We start from the raw sequence: 14,515 nt of genomic DNA, 5'->3' as shown, positions 1-14,515 counted from the left end.
TAAAGAGTATCAGGACTGATCGTAGTGACCGCCGATGGCAAGAATATAAATAGCGTGGTCATCAAACCGATAGATCAGTCTGTCTTGTGGTCAATAAATTGACAGCCTTAACTCTGGTTGTGCGTATCCATGGAAACCGCGATTTGTTGCATCAGATCCTGGTTTTGAAGAACTTGCAGCGTTTCTTTGTCACTGGCTTTTACGTTGAGCATCCTCAACTCTCCCTTAAGCCATTCCGCCAGCGACTCGCTTCGGCGGGGGTGAGAGGATAAGCCCGCCTGACCGCGCAGCCACAGGCAGAGCCGGGCGGATGTTTCGATGCTGCCCCAGGGCGCCACCAGCCGCCCGCTCTTCAGATCGTCTTCCACCAACAGCGTGGGCGCAATCGCCACACCCAGCCCCGCCACCGCCGCTTCCATCAAGTAGTAAAGGTGCTCGAACCCCTGGCCCTGGTTTAGCGCCGCTTCCAGTTGTGCCTGCTCAAGTCCTTCCGCGCTGGCCCACTGCGGCCATGCCTGGGGGCGGGAGGCGGTGTATAAGAGTTTATTCGAGAAGAGCGTGTTTGGATCAGCCGGATCAAGCTGTGCTGCCAGTTGTGGGCTGGCCACCGCGCAAATCTGCTCGGGGATAAGCTCGACGACGTCTACATCCGTGGGCCAGGGTGGCTCGGAAAACGCCAGGGTGGCGCTGGCGTCCGTTTGCTTGCTGGGCTGCTCGGTGTCACTCACCACCACTTTCAACTTCAGTTCGGGCAGTTCACGGTGCAGGCGGTCCAGCCTGGGAATCAACCAGCGGGCCAACAGGCTGCCAGGGCAGGCGAGGGTGAAGGGGGCTTCCTCCACATCACGTTTGAGCGCGGCGCAACTATCGCGCAGCTTGGTAAACGCCTCGCTTAGACCGCTTTGCAGTTTCTCGCCGTGCGGGGTAAGCACAATGCCACGGCCCGCTTTGCTAAACAGGGCCACGCCAAAATGCTCATCCAGGCTTTTCAACTGGCGGCTGACGGCACCGTGAGTGACGCTTAGCTCCTCGGCAGCGGCGGTCACACTGCCTAACCGGGCAGTGGCTTCAAAGGCGCGCAATGCGCTTAGCGGGGGCATGCTGTTGTGCATGAATGCGTGACTCCAGCTCACATATGGCTGACATCTTATCGATTTTTATCTTCGCGCGCTTGCCTTAACGTCATCACATACTCAACTCGCATGACGAGGTCGTGATGAATCAACCTGTAGACGTATCCAAGAGCCTGCCCGACGCCAACGGTCTGTTTGGCAGCTTCGGCGGCCGCTTTGTCGCCGAAACCCTGATGCCGCTGATTCTGGAGCTGCAAGATGAATACACCACCGCCAAGCACGACCCGGAATTCCAGCGCCAACTGGCCTACTTCCAGGGCGACTACGTGGGGCGGCCAAGCCCGCTCTACTTCGCCGAACGGCTGACCGAGCACTTCGGCGGGGCGAGTATTTACTTCAAGCGTGAAGAACTCAACCACACCGGCGCCCACAAGATCAATAACTGCATCGGCCAGGTGCTTTTAGCCAAGCAGATGGGCAAGAAGCGCATCATCGCCGAAACCGGCGCCGGCATGCACGGGGTGGCGACCGCCACCGTAGCGGCGCGTTTTGGTCTGCCCTGTGTGATCTACATGGGCACCACCGACATCGAACGCCAGCAGACCAACGTGTTCCGTATGAAGCTGCTCGGCGCGGAAATTGTCCCCGTTACCTCCGGCACCGGCACGCTCAAGGACGCCATGAACGAGGCGCTGCGCGACTGGGTCACCAATGTCGACGATACCTTCTACATCATCGGCACCGTGGCCGGGCCGCACCCGTATCCTGCCATGGTGCGCGACTTCCAGGCCGTCATCGGCCATGAAACCCGCACCCAGATGCTCGAAAAGCAGGGCCGCCTGCCGGATTCGCTGGTGGCCTGTGTGGGCGGCGGCTCAAACGCCATTGGGCTGTTTTACCCGTTCCTGGATGACCCGGACGTCCAAATGATCGGCGTGGAAGCGGGCGGCAAGGGCGTGAAAAGTGGCCTGCATGCCGCGAGCCTGAACGGCGGCACGCCCGGGGTTCTGCACGGCAACCGCACCTACCTGCTGCAAGACGAAGACGGCCAGATTACCGACGCCCACTCGATTTCTGCGGGGCTGGATTACCCCGGCATCGGGCCAGAACACGCCTGGTTGCACGAGCAGAAGCGCGTTGAGTACGTCTCTGCCACCGACGACGAAGCGTTGGAAGCCTTCCAGATTTGCTGCCGCAAGGAAGGCATTATCCCCGCCCTGGAAACTGCCCATGCCCTGGCCGAAGTTGCCAAGCGCGCGCCCGAGCTGCCCCGCGAGCATCTGATGGTGATCAACCTGAGCGGCCGTGGCGATAAGGACATGACGAGCGTCGCCCATCATCTTGGCGAGACCTCTCAATGAGCGCGAATCAGGAGACTGAAATGACTAAATCCACGCGTCTTGAACACTGCTTTAACGCCCTCAAGCAGCAAAACCGCCCGGCGCTGGTCAGCTACCTGACCGCAGGCGACCCGGATGCCGACACCTCCCACCGCCTGCTGCACGGGTTGCCCGCGGCCGGGGTGGATATCATCGAACTCGGCATGCCGTTCAGCGACCCCATGGCCGATGGCCCCGCCATTCAAAAAGCCGCGCAGCGCGCCCTGAAAAACGGCCAAACTCAGGCTAAAACGCTGGAGATGGTGCGCCGCTTCCGAGAAGAAAATAGCACCACGCCGATTGTGCTGATGGGCTACTACAACCCCATTTACTGCTACGGCGTTGAGCGCTTTTTGACCGATGCCGCCCGCGCCGGTGTCGATGGCCTGATTGTGGTAGACCTGCCTCCCGAGCACGACGAAGAGCTCTGCCAGCCAGCGTTTCAGCACGGCATCGGCTTTATCCGCCTGGCGACCCCGACAACCGATGCCAAGCGCCTGCCCAAGGTGTTGGCGAACGCCTCCGGGTTTATCTACTACGTCTCCGTGGCGGGTGTGACCGGCGGCAATGCCCCCACGCCGGAAAGGCTGGAAAGCTCGGTTGCCCACCTGCGTGAACATACCGATCTGCCTATTGCCGTCGGCTTCGGTATTCGCACCGCCGAGCAGGCCGCCTCCATTGGCCGTTATAGCGATGCCGTGGTGGTTGGCTCCGCGCTAGTGGACTGTATTGAACACGCCAATACGCCCGATGAGGCCGTGGAGCGGGTACATGGCTTGGTCAGCGAGCTGGCGGAAAGTGTGTGGGCGTGCCGGAGGTAGGTCACTGCCAATAATTGTGACTTTACATAGCGAATGAACAAAAAAAGAGCTAATATCAACCCTATATTAAGTACTTTATATAGGGTTTCCAGGAGGCCGACATGCATCAGGTATTAGCAGATTTTTCTGTAAGTATCTCTGAGCTAAAGAAAAATCCATCTTCGCTGCTTGCCAGGGTTAGCGGCTCCCCTATTGCCGTGCTGAACCATAACAAGCCAGCCGCCTATTTGATCCCCGCCGAAACCTATGAAGCCATGATGGAAATGCTGGAAGACTATGAGCTGGCCAAATTGGTGGATGAACGCCGAGCTGATAAAGATAAGGCAGTATCGGTTACGTTAGATGACCTATAAGCTTCGCTTTCTGCCAGCAGCGCTTAAAGAATGGGAAAAGCTCGGCGGGCCAGTCAAAAGCCAGTTTAAAAAGAAGCTCGCGGAAAGGCTGGAATCACCCAAAGTAGCCGCTGATAAATTAAGCGGCTTTGATGCGTGCTACAAAATCAAGCTTCGCAGCGCTGGCTATCGCCTGGTCTATGAAGTCGTTGACGACGAGCTGTTCGTTTATGTCATTGCCGTTGGCAAACGCGATAAAGGTAAGGTCTATGCGTCACTAAAACGTCGTATGTAATGTGGGCCAAACTCGACCTGGGTATAGGCGTTAGCCAGCGAGCGGCACCAAGGCGTGCTCAACACCAATCGACAGCGCCACGGCGTCCAGTAGCCCCGCCATCAGCCAGTTGAAGCCTTTCACGACCCGCGTGCTTTGAATGCGATCTCCCACCAGATTGCCGATGACCACATAGCTGCCGGGGGCGCCCGCCGCCATGGCGGATAGCCCCAGCGCCCACACAACCAGGCTGATGCCCTGAATACCCGCCGCCGGCAACTGAAGGGTGGCAATAGGCAGGGTCGCGACAATGGCTTTCGGGTTGAGCAGCTACATCACCAGCCCATCGCGAAAGCTCAGCAGGCGCGGTGCATGGTCAGGCTCGCCTAAATCCGCGTTGGCGCGGGCAATTTTGACGGCCAAGTACACAATGTAGCTACAGCCCAGCGCACTCACCACGACCAGGGCGCTACCGCTGATCCAGGCAGCCCCCGCCCAGGCCAACATCCCCGACGACGCCGTCGAGCGGGTACACGGCTTGGCCAGTGAACTGGCGGAAAGCGTGAGGGGGTGCAGGGGATTGGAAGAGCAGGTGATCAGTTAAAATTGGAGATTGAGTAGGCGTAAGAAAGCAGGTGATGAAAGCCTGCTATTTTTTGTCTGACCAGCTTCTTAGCCTGTGGCACTGTCTTTGCGCTGCTCCAGGTTAATAAAAAATTGTATTTTGGTTGATTACTGAACATTTTCTTGTTGAAGTGAATAAAATATTTTGATTTGAGGCGTTTTGTGATGAGGCCGGTAGGTTATGCGTACCTGCATGAACATTTGGCGTTGGGGGTATGCCCACCCATTTACCCTGCGCGGGTTCGACCAGTCACACGCATCATGTCTATGGAGAAGGAAATAGCAGTACCTGCGGGGCGTGCGCCAGAAACGTCATTGCTCGACCATCTACTTTTCGCACTTAAGCACGAAGGTATCGATCTCGCCATTCTGGCGGGCGCATTGCCACATTTGCCCATAGAAGCGCTTCAAAACGCCTTGCAAGCCTCGCCAAACGGCATCTATTTAAGAAAGTTAGGCTATCTGTACGAAGCGTTCGTAAAGCGCTTGCCGTTCGATATAGCCGTCAGTGGCCGAGCAGTGCCTTTGTTCGACCCCGTGCGCTATGTTACTGGCCCTCCAGTTCGTGATAGCCGTTGGCGGATTGACTTTAACGGGCTAGGAACACTTGATTATTGTGCAACCGTGAGGCGTACGCCAGAAATTGCCGGACTACTTGAAGAAGACATTCTGACCCAAGCCGCTACTTTTATGGCCTAGTTGCCCCCTGGCATGCTGGATCGTGCCATTCAGTGGGCTTATTTCAGTGAAACCCAATCTTCGTTTGCCATTGAGCGAGAATCGCCGTCGCAAGATAAGCAGCAGTCACATCATCAGTTTGCCATCAGCACTGTTGTTAACCTATAAAGGTGATTTTTCATGAGCCTAACCACGCTGCTGCTGTTTATCCCTGCCTGCTTCGCCCTCAATATGGCGCCAGGGCCTAATAATCTGCTGTCACTGACCAATGCCAAGCGCTATGGCGTTAGGGCAGCTTGTCTTGCAGGTATTGGGCGGCTGGCGGCCTTTGTTGGCATGATCACGCTTGCTGCAACCGGCTTGGCTACGCTGCTTTACACCTCTGAAAAGATTTTTCTGGTCATCAAGGTAGTTGGTGGCCTCTATCTGTTATGGCTGGCGTATCAATTATGGGGTGCCGACAGCGCTGAAAGTGTTGACGGAGACACCCAGCCCAAGAGCCTGTTTGAGCTGGCGCGACAAGAGTTCCTGCTTGCCGCCGGTAATCCCAAAGCCATCCTGATTTTCACCGCATTCCTGCCGCAGTTTGTGGAGCCCAGCGACAATGTAGGGCAGCAATTTATAGTGTTAGGTACGCTGTTTTTGCTGCTGGAATGGGTAGCGATTGCCGGTTACGCCTATGCAGGCAGCTTTTTAAACCAGTGGTTTTCACGCCCTGCCATGCGGCGTTTATTCAACCGTGGCTGCGCAAGTTTGTTAGCCAGCGCAGGGGTAGGGCTGTTACTGGCTAAAAAATAGTGAGCAAGCTTTAACATGGAAGTTGCGAATTTAATAAGTGCTGGCCGTCATACATGAACACTAGCTCAATACAGATGACTATTTAATGCTAAGGGAAAGCAATGACTGCTAGGTCGATAGTAAAGACGATGACGGTAGGTTTTGCGCTGATCGGTTTTGCGAGCGTATTGCTCCTTTGTATTGGTTTAATCATGGATTTTCGATCTTTCGATCAGACCCAGGGCGGTTACGAACCTCCTTACACTGACGTCACCGGCCAGCCCATACACTGGGAAAAGCTTGATACCACGAAAACGGGCATGGTGCATCGTGGTCATGTGGTCGACGTTCTGATCGACTGCCGCTTGGGTATGATGACGTTTGATGTGTTTGGCTTGGAAATTCCGTGGCGTCGCTTTTCTGAACGCGCCATAGTAGTGCACAAACCACGAGATGCCTGCGAAGAGCGTGGGTTCTCACCCATATTTTAAGGGCAAACGCTAAGCAGACGCGGTGCATGGTCAGGCTTGCCAAAATCCGCGTTGGCGTGGGAAATTTTGATGGCCAAGTAAACAATGTAGCTACAGCCCGGCGCACCGGAGAGGGGTTAAAGCCTACGCTGATTAAGCGGGCAGCGGTGCTGACCTGGCTGCTCGAAGCTGGCTAACATCAGCCCGCGGTGGGGCGCCGAACATACGGCTGTATTCACGGCTGAAGTGGGAAGGGCTTTCATAGCCCACTCGGTAACTGGCGGTGGAGGCTTCCAGCCCCTCGGCGAGCATAAGCCGGCGGGCTTCGTGCAGGCGTAGCTTCTTCTGAAACTGTAGCGGTGACATTCGAGTGACCTGTCGGAAGCTATGATAAAGCGTCGACTCGCTCATATTGGCAACCGCTGCCAACTCACGAATCTTGAGCGGCTTGGCGTAGTGTTCTTTTAGCGCGTAGACGACCCGCGCAATCCGGTTAGCCTGGGAGTCCGAAGCGGCAAAGCGGCGCATGTGAGGCCCCATGGCGCCCATCAGCGCCCGGTAGATCAGCTCACGTCGGGCCAGGGGCGAAAGCACTTGAATATCATCCGGGGAGTCGAGCAGATTCAAGAGACGATAGAGAGCGCCCTGCATACGTTCATCCATAGGGGCTGATGTTAAACCGCAGTCCATCTCGGAGCAGATAGCATCATTCCCTGTGGGTGGAGCCTTGTCACCCAGTTCCAGTATCAGTCCGGCGACTTCCTGAGGATTTACCGCGACCTTTACCGCCAGATAGGGATGCTCGGGTGTGGCATGGTCAACCCTGCCCACCACCGGTAAGTGAACGGCGCTCGCCATGTAGCTTGGCCCCGTATAGACGATCTCCTTATCACCCAGTAGTACGGTTTTGCTGCCTTGAATGACAAAGCACAGGCACGGCTCATACACGGCGCAGTGAAAGCTGGTAGGGGCGTCAGTGCGCACCAGTTGTACCTCGGCGATCGCCGTGTCCTGAAGCGTTTGCAGGGGTGTCCAGCGGCGGACGATCTGGATCAATTGCTGTGGCAGGCTTTGGCTTAGGTGGTGGACCTGCTGGGGTGTGAGATGGGTCAATGGCTTTCCTCCCTGACAGATCGCAGTATATGCCTTTGTTTCCTAAGTGTGAGGCTTTTTCATCTGGTTTTGCAGAATCAGGCAATCACCGCGTAGAAACCAGCAATCCCTGACGTGTGTCATCAAGCAGACACAATGCTTGAGCATGGAACACAACGCTATTCAGCCCCGCCAGGCCTATTGGCGCTTTCATGCGCCACGACAGAATTAGGCAATCTTCCCGCAGGAACCCGATACCTTCAATACACTCGCCTCGCCTATGGTAGCTGATACCTGATAGGCACTCGGTAATGCCTGTCTGTTCAGTCCCTCTCATATTACTGCCGCTTTCTGTCGATTCTGACGCGGTTTAACCGACTTGTTAGAGCCAATACGGTGGAATCTGTCTCACGAACGTCATCACGAACGCCATCACGAACATAATCACGAACATAATCACGAACATAATCACGAACATAATCACGAACGCTGCTATCGGATGCCGGTAGCCATGGGAGCAATTCATCATGGGAAGTCTTTTACAAAGAATCCGTTTTGCAAGCGGCCGGGCAGTGATCCTGCCCCTGCTGATAACGGCCTTGCTGGCTGGATGCGAGGCTAAGAGCGAGGAGGAAGTGGCTTCTCCAGCACCGCCACCGCCGGAAGTCGACGTAGCGGAGATCATCGCTCAGCCGGTGGTGCTGAGTGAGTCATTCACCGGGCGTGTAGAAGCCGCGCAAACGGTGGAGTTAAGAGCTCGGGTGAGTGGCTATATCCAGGAAGTCGCTTTCGAGGAGGGAGAACTGGTGGAGCAGGGGGACCTGTTGTTCCTGATTGATCCACGGCCTTATCAGGCGCGTGTTGGCGCCGCCCAGGCGGATCTTGCCCAGGCCAGGAGCCAGCTTGCCCAGGCTGGCAGCGAAGCCGAGCGCGCCCGGGTATTGCTTGGCCGTCAAGCCATTTCTCAGGAGGTGCATGACCAGCGTCAAGCGACTCTGAATAATGCCCGCGCCATGGTAGATGCCGCTCAAGCCGCATTGGATACCGCCGAGCTGGACCTGGAATACACCCGCATTACGGCGCCCGTCAGTGGTCGCGTCGGTCGGGCCATGGTGACGCTGGGTAATCTGGCCAACGCTGATCAGAGCCTGTTGACCACGCTGGTGAGCATTGATCCGGTACACGTCTACTTCGAAGCGGACGAGCAGGCCGCATTTGCCAGTCAGACACTCCTGATTAGTGACGCGCCGAACAGCCTGACGATTGAGCTGGGCGGTGACCCGGAGCGCCAGTACACGGGCACCCTGGACTTTATCGACAACCGTTTGAACCCCAACACAGGTACTCTGCAGTTTCGGGCGGTGCTGGCCAACCCGGATGGCCGCATTCGACCAGGGGAGTTTGCGCGGGTCGAAATGCCGGTCGCTCGTTTAGAGCAAGCATTACTGGTAGATCGTAAGGCAGTGCTGACCAATCAGGATCGCCGCTACGTCTATGTCGTCAATGAGAATAACCTTGCAGAGCAGCGCCAGGTAACCACAGGGCGGCAGGTGGCAGAACGAACAGTCATCACCGACGGGCTTCAAGCGGGTGATCGAGTGATCGTTAATGGCGTGCAAAAAGTTTTCTTCCCCGGAATGGAAGTGAGCCCGCAAAGCGTAGCGACCGCCCCGGCGGCTGATACCCCTATTTCCGACGACCAACCCACCATTGCTGCCAGGGAAGAGTAAGCCGCCATGAACTTCTCCCGTTTCTTCGTGGACCGACCGATTTTTGCGGCGGTGTTGTCGATCATTATTCTTGCGGTGGGACTGATCTCCATTCCCAACCTGCCGATCAGTGAGTACCCGGATGTAGTGCCGCCCTCCGTGGTAGTGAGAACGGTTTACCCCGGCGCCAACCCGAAGGAGATTGCCGAGACCGTAGCGACGCCGTTGGAAGAGGCCATCAATGGCGTCGAGGACATGATGTACCTCAAGTCTGTTGCAGGTTCTGATGGCGTGCTGCAAATGACCGTCACCTTCCGCCCCGGTACCGATGCTGAGCAGGCCGCCGTTCGCGTACAGAACCGCGTCAGCCAGGCCGAAGCCCGGCTGCCGGAGGCCGTTCGCCGTCAAGGCGTCACTACTCAGAAGCAGTCACCCACGTTTCTGATGGTTGTTCACCTGACCTCACCCAGCGGCGAGTACGACACCCTTTACCTGCGTAACTATGTACGGCTGAATGTCCGCGACCGTCTGGCCCGGCTTGAAGGGGTAGGGGATGCGCAAATCTTCGGTGGCGGTGACTACGCCATGCGGGCGTGGCTTGATCCCGACCGGATCGCCGCCCGCGGCCTGACGGCTGGCGATGTGGTAGGCGCCATGCGGGAGCAGAATGTCCAGGTCTCCGCCGGGCAGTTAGGGGCTGAACCCATTGAGGAGAGTGATTTTCTCACCCTGATCAATGCCCGTGGGCGGTTGGAAACGGTGGAAGAGTTTGGTGACATCGTGCTGAGACGCGGCGACAGCGGCGAGATACTCAGGCTTTCGGATGTGGCCCGGCTGGAAATGGGTGCCGGTGACTATACCCTACGCTCGCAGTTGGACAGCCAGAACGCAGTGGGTGTGGGGATATTCCAGGCACCGGGTGCCAATGCGCTGGAGATCCGCGAGCAGGTAGTCGCCACCATGGATGAACTGTCCGAGCAGTTCCCAGAAGGCGTTAAGTACGAAGCGGTTTACGACACCACGATCTTTGTGAACGACTCTATAAAGTCGGTGATAGCCACCCTACTGGAAGCCGTGCTGCTGGTGGTGTTAGTGGTCACACTTTTCCTGCAAACCTGGCGTGCCTCGATCATCCCGCTTTTGGCAGTGCCGGTATCGGTGATTGGCACCTTTGGGGCGCTTTACCTACTGGGTTACTCCATCAACACGCTGACCCTGTTTGGTCTGGTGCTGGCCATCGGTATCGTGGTGGACGATGCCATCGTGGTGGTGGAAAACGTGGAGCGGAACATCGAGGAGGGCCTGAAGCCGCAGGCGGCCGCTCATCAGGCCATGCGTGAAGTCTCTGGGCCTATCATCGCCGTGGGACTGGTGTTGTGCGCTGTATTTATCCCCATGGCTTTTCTCTCGGGGGTCACTGGTCAATTCTATAGCCAGTTCGCGGTGACGATTGCCATCTCCACGGTTATCTCCACCATCAACTCGCTGACCCTTTCACCCGCGTTGGCGGCGATGCTGCTCAAGCCGCATAACGCACCCAAAGATCGGCTCACTCGCGTGATCGATACGCTGTTCGGCTGGATATTCCGTCCCTTTAATCGTTTCTTTAACGCCAGTTCCAACAAGTATCAGGGAGGCGTGGCTCGATCCCTTAAACACCGAGGCGCAGTATTTGTGGTCTACGCGTTGTTGCTGCTGGGCACCGGTGTGATGTTCAAGGCGGTGCCGCCCGGGTTTATCCCGGTGCAGGACAAGCTTTACCTGATTGCCGGCGTCATCCTGCCGGAAGGCGCGTCCCTGGAGCGAACTGACCAGATGCTTCAGGACGTCGTGGATGTGGCCATGGAGATTGATGGCGTGGAGCACGCCATTGCCTTTCCGGGCCTGAACGCGCTGCAGTTCACCAATACTTCTAACACCGGGGTGGCGTTTCTTACCCTCAGCGCTTTTGGTGAACGCAGCCTTAGCGCCGCAGAGATAAACGCCCGCATCAATCAGGGCATTGGCGGCTTGAAAGAGGGGTTTGCGTTCTCGTTTATGCCGCCGCCGATTCTGGGATTGGGCAATGGCTCCGGCTTTCAGCTGTTCATCGAGGACCGCGGTAACCTTGGCTATGGGGCATTGCAGCAGGCGGTTAACCAACTTCAGGGCGCGATTGCGCAAACGCCGGGGATGGGGTTTCCGATCAGCAGTTACCAGTCCAACGTACCGCAGTTGGATGCCGAGGTGGACCGGCTAAGGGCCAAAGCCCAGGGCGTGCCGTTGACCGAACTGTTCGATACCCTACAGACTTATTTGGGCTCGACCTATGTTAATGACTTTAATCGCTTCGGTCGCACTTGGCAGGTGATCGCCCAGGCGGACGCCCCTTATCGGCAGAGCGTCGAAGACATCGCTCGGCTGCGGACCCGTAACGACCAGGGTGAAATGGTGCCCATCGGCACGATGGTGGATATCCGGCAAACCTTCGGCCCAGACCCGGTGCTGCGCTACAATGGCTACCCGTCGGCGGATCTGGCCGGCGAGTTCGATCCCCGCATACTCTCTTCCGCCCAGGCGATGGACACCATCAACGCCCTGGCGGAAGAGGTGCTACCACCGGGCATGGCGCTTGAGTGGACCGACCTGAGCTACCAGCAGTCGACCCAGGGTAATGCGGCGCTGGTGGTCTTCCCGCTGTCGATCCTGCTGGTGTTCCTGGTATTGGCGGCACTCTACGAGAGCTGGACGTTACCGCTGGCAGTGATTTTGATCGTGCCCATGTCGATGCTGGCGGCGCTGATCGGCGTCTGGTTTGGCGGGGGTGACAACAACATCTTCGTCCAGGTGGGGCTGGTGGTGCTGATTGGCCTGGCGTGTAAGAACGCCATCCTGATTGTCGAATTCGCCCGGGAGTTGGAGCTGCAGGGCATGAGTGTGGTGGACGCGGCCCTGGAAGCCTGCCGACTACGGCTGCGGCCGATCATCATGACCTCGATTGCCTTCACGGCGGCGGTGTTGCCTTCGGTGGTAGCCACCGGCGCAGGTGCAGAGGTGCGGGCGGCGCTGGGTACGGCGGTGTTTGCGGGCATGATCGGTGTCACCCTGTTTGGCTTATTCCTCACGCCGGTGTTCTACGTGGCGCTGCGCAAGCTGGCTGGCCCGCTGGTCAGTCATCACAGCGCTACCCTGACCACCGATGATAGCTCTGTTCAAGACAGTTCTGTTCAAGACAGTCCTGGTCAGGATGACTTGCCGGATTCAGGCCGAGCCTGAGACGCTTATGGCGAGGTGGGTAGTCCAACCACCTCGCCTGGCGGGTTTCTACCATACGCAAGGGCGCGCTTTAGTTCGTAAGCGGCATCCAGACATGCTCAACACCAATCGACAGCGCCACGGCGATCAGCAACCCCGCCATCAGCCAGTTGAAGCCTTTCACGACCCGCGTGCTTTTAATGCGATTCCCGACCAGGCTGCCGATCACCACATAGCTGCCGGGGGCGCCCGCCGCCATAGCGGATAGCCCCAGCGCCCACACCACCAAGCTGACGCCCTGAATACCCGCCGCCGGAAACTGAAGGGTGGCAATGGGCAGAGTCGCGACAATGGCTTTCGGGTTGAGCAACTGCATCACCAGCCCATCGCGAAAGCTCAGCAGGCGCGGCGCATGGTCAGGCTCGCCCAAATCCGCGTTGGCGCGGGCAATTTTGACGGCCAGGTAAACAATGTAGCTACAGCCCAGCGTACTCACCATGATAAGGGCGCTGCCGCTGATCCAGGCAGCCCCCGCCCAGCCCAACACCAGCAAGTAAACAAGCATTGCCGTTCCCACGCCCAGGCAAAACCCGACCGACTGTTTGGCCTGGCCATTGATGCCTACATTCAGGCCGAGCAGATTTACAGGCCCAGGCGTGTACATGACGCCCAGGGCATAGGCGACGATTGCTAACATGGTGGAACCTCTAAGTTTGGTAGGACTACCGCGCGATATCGCGCTGGTATTGGTGGGGCGTCATGCCATAGATGCGCTTAAAACGGCGATTGAAATGGCTAAGGTCGGCAAACCCAAACCGCAATGCCACCTCATTCAGCGGCGCACCCTGGTCCAGTGCCGCACGGGCTGCATTGATCCGGCAATTAATCACGTACTGGTGAGGTGTCATGCCGTAGTGCTGCCGAAACAGCCGTAAAAAGTGGTACTTGGATAAATGCGCGGTTCGGCTGATGTCATCCAGCGACATATCCGTCTCCAGGTGGGCGTGGATATATGCCTTGGCCAGGCCTAGCAGGGCATCCGGGCGTTGCGTGACGCGGCTGGGTTGAACATGGCCGCCTAGCTGAACGGTTCGCTCAACTACCTGATAAAGCGCATTCTCCTGGTCAATGCAGCTTCCGGCGTGAGTGCTCACCAAACGGGCCAATTCCAGAATGGCGTGGCGCAGGGGCGCATCCTGAATCAGCGTTTGGTCGGAACGAAAGCCTGCGGCGCTTTCGCGGCCAAGTACCTCGGCGAACAGCGGCATCACCTGTTCGGGGTGGGCATACACCATCAGGTAGTCCAGCGCTTGTGCGCCGCCCGAATGCCCGTCGTGGACTTCCTCCGGGTTGAACAGAATCACGTTGCCCGGCGGGCTGCGATGAAATTGCCCACCGCTGAAAAAGTCCTGACGACCGGCCAGCGTGACGCCAAAGGCATACTCCTCGTGGGCATGCGGGTCGTAGCTGAAATCCTCAATAGCCGCCTTCAGCACCGTCAGTGTTGGCACATGATGACTTTTGAAGAACTCAAACCGGCTGGCGCTGCTCATGCCGACCTCCCCTGATAAAATCTAACTTGATGAAGTACAGTCTTAGCTTATGTCGGCAGCGCCAAGGATGCTTGTACATAATTGCTCATCGACTGTGCGATGATTGTCTATCGATAGCGATCACCACCAAGGAGTTTGCATGGGAAAGCTTTTTTCACTGATCGTACTGGTAGCGCTGGGCTATGCCGGTATTTACTTCTATTACGGCGTTGTCGTTGAGCGCGAAATCCAAGAGCAACTGGATAGTCGCGGCCTTTCCTCGGTTAGCGTTGATAACGTCGAGTATGGTGTGCTGGCGCCCGTTAGCAGCTCTGCGGATATAGCCGTCACCGTAACCTACCGCGGCGCTCAAGCGACGCTAGATTTCGCGGTTCAGGGGCATCCGCTATTCTCTGACGAAGTCAGTATCGAATTTGACGCCTTACAAGCATTGCGGCTGGGTATCAGCTTTGGGCAGTGAGCGGCATCCACACATGCTCATAAGCAATCGCACCACCAG

At 57.3% G+C, this 14,515-nt stretch carries 17 protein-coding genes; 10 read left to right on the top strand and 7 right to left on the bottom strand.

Going from position 1 to position 14,515, the window contains the following annotated elements; genetic code table 11:
- Positions 1–107: 107 nt before the first annotated feature.
- Positions 108–1,112: a LysR family transcriptional regulator gene (locus QT230_RS07890; protein WP_308321066.1), complete on the bottom strand. Its 1,005-nt coding sequence runs from the start codon at positions 1,110–1,112 to the stop codon at positions 108–110.
- 104 nt (positions 1,113–1,216) lie between these two features.
- Between QT230_RS07890 and trpB the strand changes: the two genes are divergently transcribed.
- From trpB to QT230_RS07870, 4 genes are all read left to right on the top strand, one after another.
- Entirely contained in the window at positions 1,217–2,434 is a 1,218-nt protein-coding gene (trpB, locus tag QT230_RS07885) for a tryptophan synthase subunit beta (protein WP_308321065.1), read from the top strand.
- 20 nt (positions 2,435–2,454) lie between these two features.
- Entirely contained in the window at positions 2,455–3,273 is an 819-nt protein-coding gene (gene trpA / locus QT230_RS07880) for a tryptophan synthase subunit alpha (RefSeq protein ID WP_308321064.1), read from the top strand.
- 101 nt (positions 3,274–3,374) lie between these two features.
- Complete coding sequence (locus tag QT230_RS07875) at positions 3,375–3,626, top strand: type II toxin-antitoxin system Phd/YefM family antitoxin (RefSeq protein ID WP_308321063.1); 252 nt, start codon at positions 3,375–3,377, stop codon at positions 3,624–3,626.
- Entirely contained in the window at positions 3,616–3,900 is a 285-nt protein-coding gene (locus QT230_RS07870) for a type II toxin-antitoxin system RelE/ParE family toxin (protein WP_308321062.1), read from the top strand. Before QT230_RS07875 ends, QT230_RS07870 begins: the two co-directional genes overlap by 11 nt.
- Positions 3,901–3,930: 30 nt before the next feature.
- On the opposite strand, the gene QT230_RS07865 is transcribed toward QT230_RS07870, so the two are convergent.
- Positions 3,931–4,158: a hypothetical protein gene (locus tag QT230_RS07865; RefSeq protein WP_308321061.1), complete on the bottom strand. Its 228-nt coding sequence runs from the start codon at positions 4,156–4,158 to the stop codon at positions 3,931–3,933.
- A gap of 51 nt (positions 4,159–4,209) precedes the next feature.
- Positions 4,210–4,386, bottom strand: coding sequence for a hypothetical protein (locus QT230_RS07860; RefSeq protein ID WP_308321059.1), 177 nt, complete (start codon positions 4,384–4,386; stop codon positions 4,210–4,212).
- 282 nt (positions 4,387–4,668) lie between these two features.
- Between QT230_RS07860 and QT230_RS07855 the strand changes: the two genes are divergently transcribed.
- The 3 genes from QT230_RS07855 to QT230_RS07845 all read left to right on the top strand — a co-directional run bounded on the left by QT230_RS07855 (position 4,669) and on the right by QT230_RS07845 (position 6,449).
- A complete protein-coding gene (locus tag QT230_RS07855) occupies positions 4,669–5,202 on the top strand; it encodes a hypothetical protein (protein ID WP_308321058.1) in 534 nt (177 codons plus the stop codon).
- Between the two features lie 159 nt (positions 5,203–5,361).
- Positions 5,362–5,979 (top strand): LysE family translocator, encoded by a 618-nt coding sequence (locus QT230_RS07850; protein ID WP_308321057.1) that lies wholly within the window; start codon positions 5,362–5,364, stop codon positions 5,977–5,979.
- A gap of 191 nt (positions 5,980–6,170) precedes the next feature.
- Positions 6,171–6,449, top strand: a complete 279-nt coding sequence (locus QT230_RS07845; protein WP_308321056.1) for a hypothetical protein — start codon at positions 6,171–6,173, stop codon at positions 6,447–6,449.
- A 132-nt stretch (positions 6,450–6,581) separates the two neighbouring features.
- On the opposite strand, the gene QT230_RS07840 is transcribed toward QT230_RS07845, so the two are convergent.
- Complete coding sequence (locus QT230_RS07840) at positions 6,582–7,541, bottom strand: AraC family transcriptional regulator (RefSeq protein WP_308321055.1); 960 nt, start codon at positions 7,539–7,541, stop codon at positions 6,582–6,584.
- 85 nt (positions 7,542–7,626) lie between these two features.
- Positions 7,627–7,857 carry a hypothetical protein gene (locus QT230_RS07835; protein ID WP_308321054.1) on the bottom strand — a complete coding sequence of 77 codons (231 nt, stop codon included), beginning with the start codon at positions 7,855–7,857 and terminating at the stop codon, positions 7,627–7,629.
- Positions 7,858–8,047: 190 nt separating this feature from the next.
- Here QT230_RS07835 and QT230_RS07830 point away from each other — a divergent pair, with 190 nt between their 5' ends.
- Both QT230_RS07830 and QT230_RS07825 read left to right on the top strand, forming a co-directional pair.
- Positions 8,048–9,250, top strand: a complete 1,203-nt coding sequence (locus QT230_RS07830) for an efflux RND transporter periplasmic adaptor subunit (RefSeq protein ID WP_308321053.1) — start codon at positions 8,048–8,050, stop codon at positions 9,248–9,250.
- A gap of 6 nt (positions 9,251–9,256) precedes the next feature.
- A complete protein-coding gene (locus QT230_RS07825) occupies positions 9,257–12,484 on the top strand; it encodes a multidrug efflux RND transporter permease subunit (protein ID WP_308321052.1) in 3,228 nt (1,075 codons plus the stop codon).
- A gap of 70 nt (positions 12,485–12,554) precedes the next feature.
- Here QT230_RS07825 and QT230_RS07820 read toward each other — a convergent pair whose 3' ends face one another.
- Positions 12,555–13,160 (bottom strand): LysE family translocator, encoded by a 606-nt coding sequence (locus QT230_RS07820; RefSeq protein WP_308321050.1) that lies wholly within the window; start codon positions 13,158–13,160, stop codon positions 12,555–12,557.
- Between the two features lie 25 nt (positions 13,161–13,185).
- Complete coding sequence (locus QT230_RS07815; RefSeq protein WP_308321049.1) at positions 13,186–14,016, bottom strand: AraC family transcriptional regulator; 831 nt, start codon at positions 14,014–14,016, stop codon at positions 13,186–13,188.
- A 139-nt stretch (positions 14,017–14,155) separates the two neighbouring features.
- Between QT230_RS07815 and QT230_RS07810 the strand changes: the two genes are divergently transcribed.
- Positions 14,156–14,476, top strand: a complete 321-nt coding sequence (locus QT230_RS07810; protein WP_308321048.1) for a hypothetical protein — start codon at positions 14,156–14,158, stop codon at positions 14,474–14,476.
- Positions 14,477–14,515: the final 39 nt, after the last annotated feature.

Origin of the sequence: Halomonas sp. SpR8, from assembly GCF_031010195.1 — a bacterium.
Lineage (GTDB): Bacteria > Pseudomonadota > Gammaproteobacteria > Pseudomonadales > Halomonadaceae > Vreelandella.
Note: the sequence above shows the minus strand (reverse complement) of the source record. Positions and strands in the feature narration are given on the sequence as shown.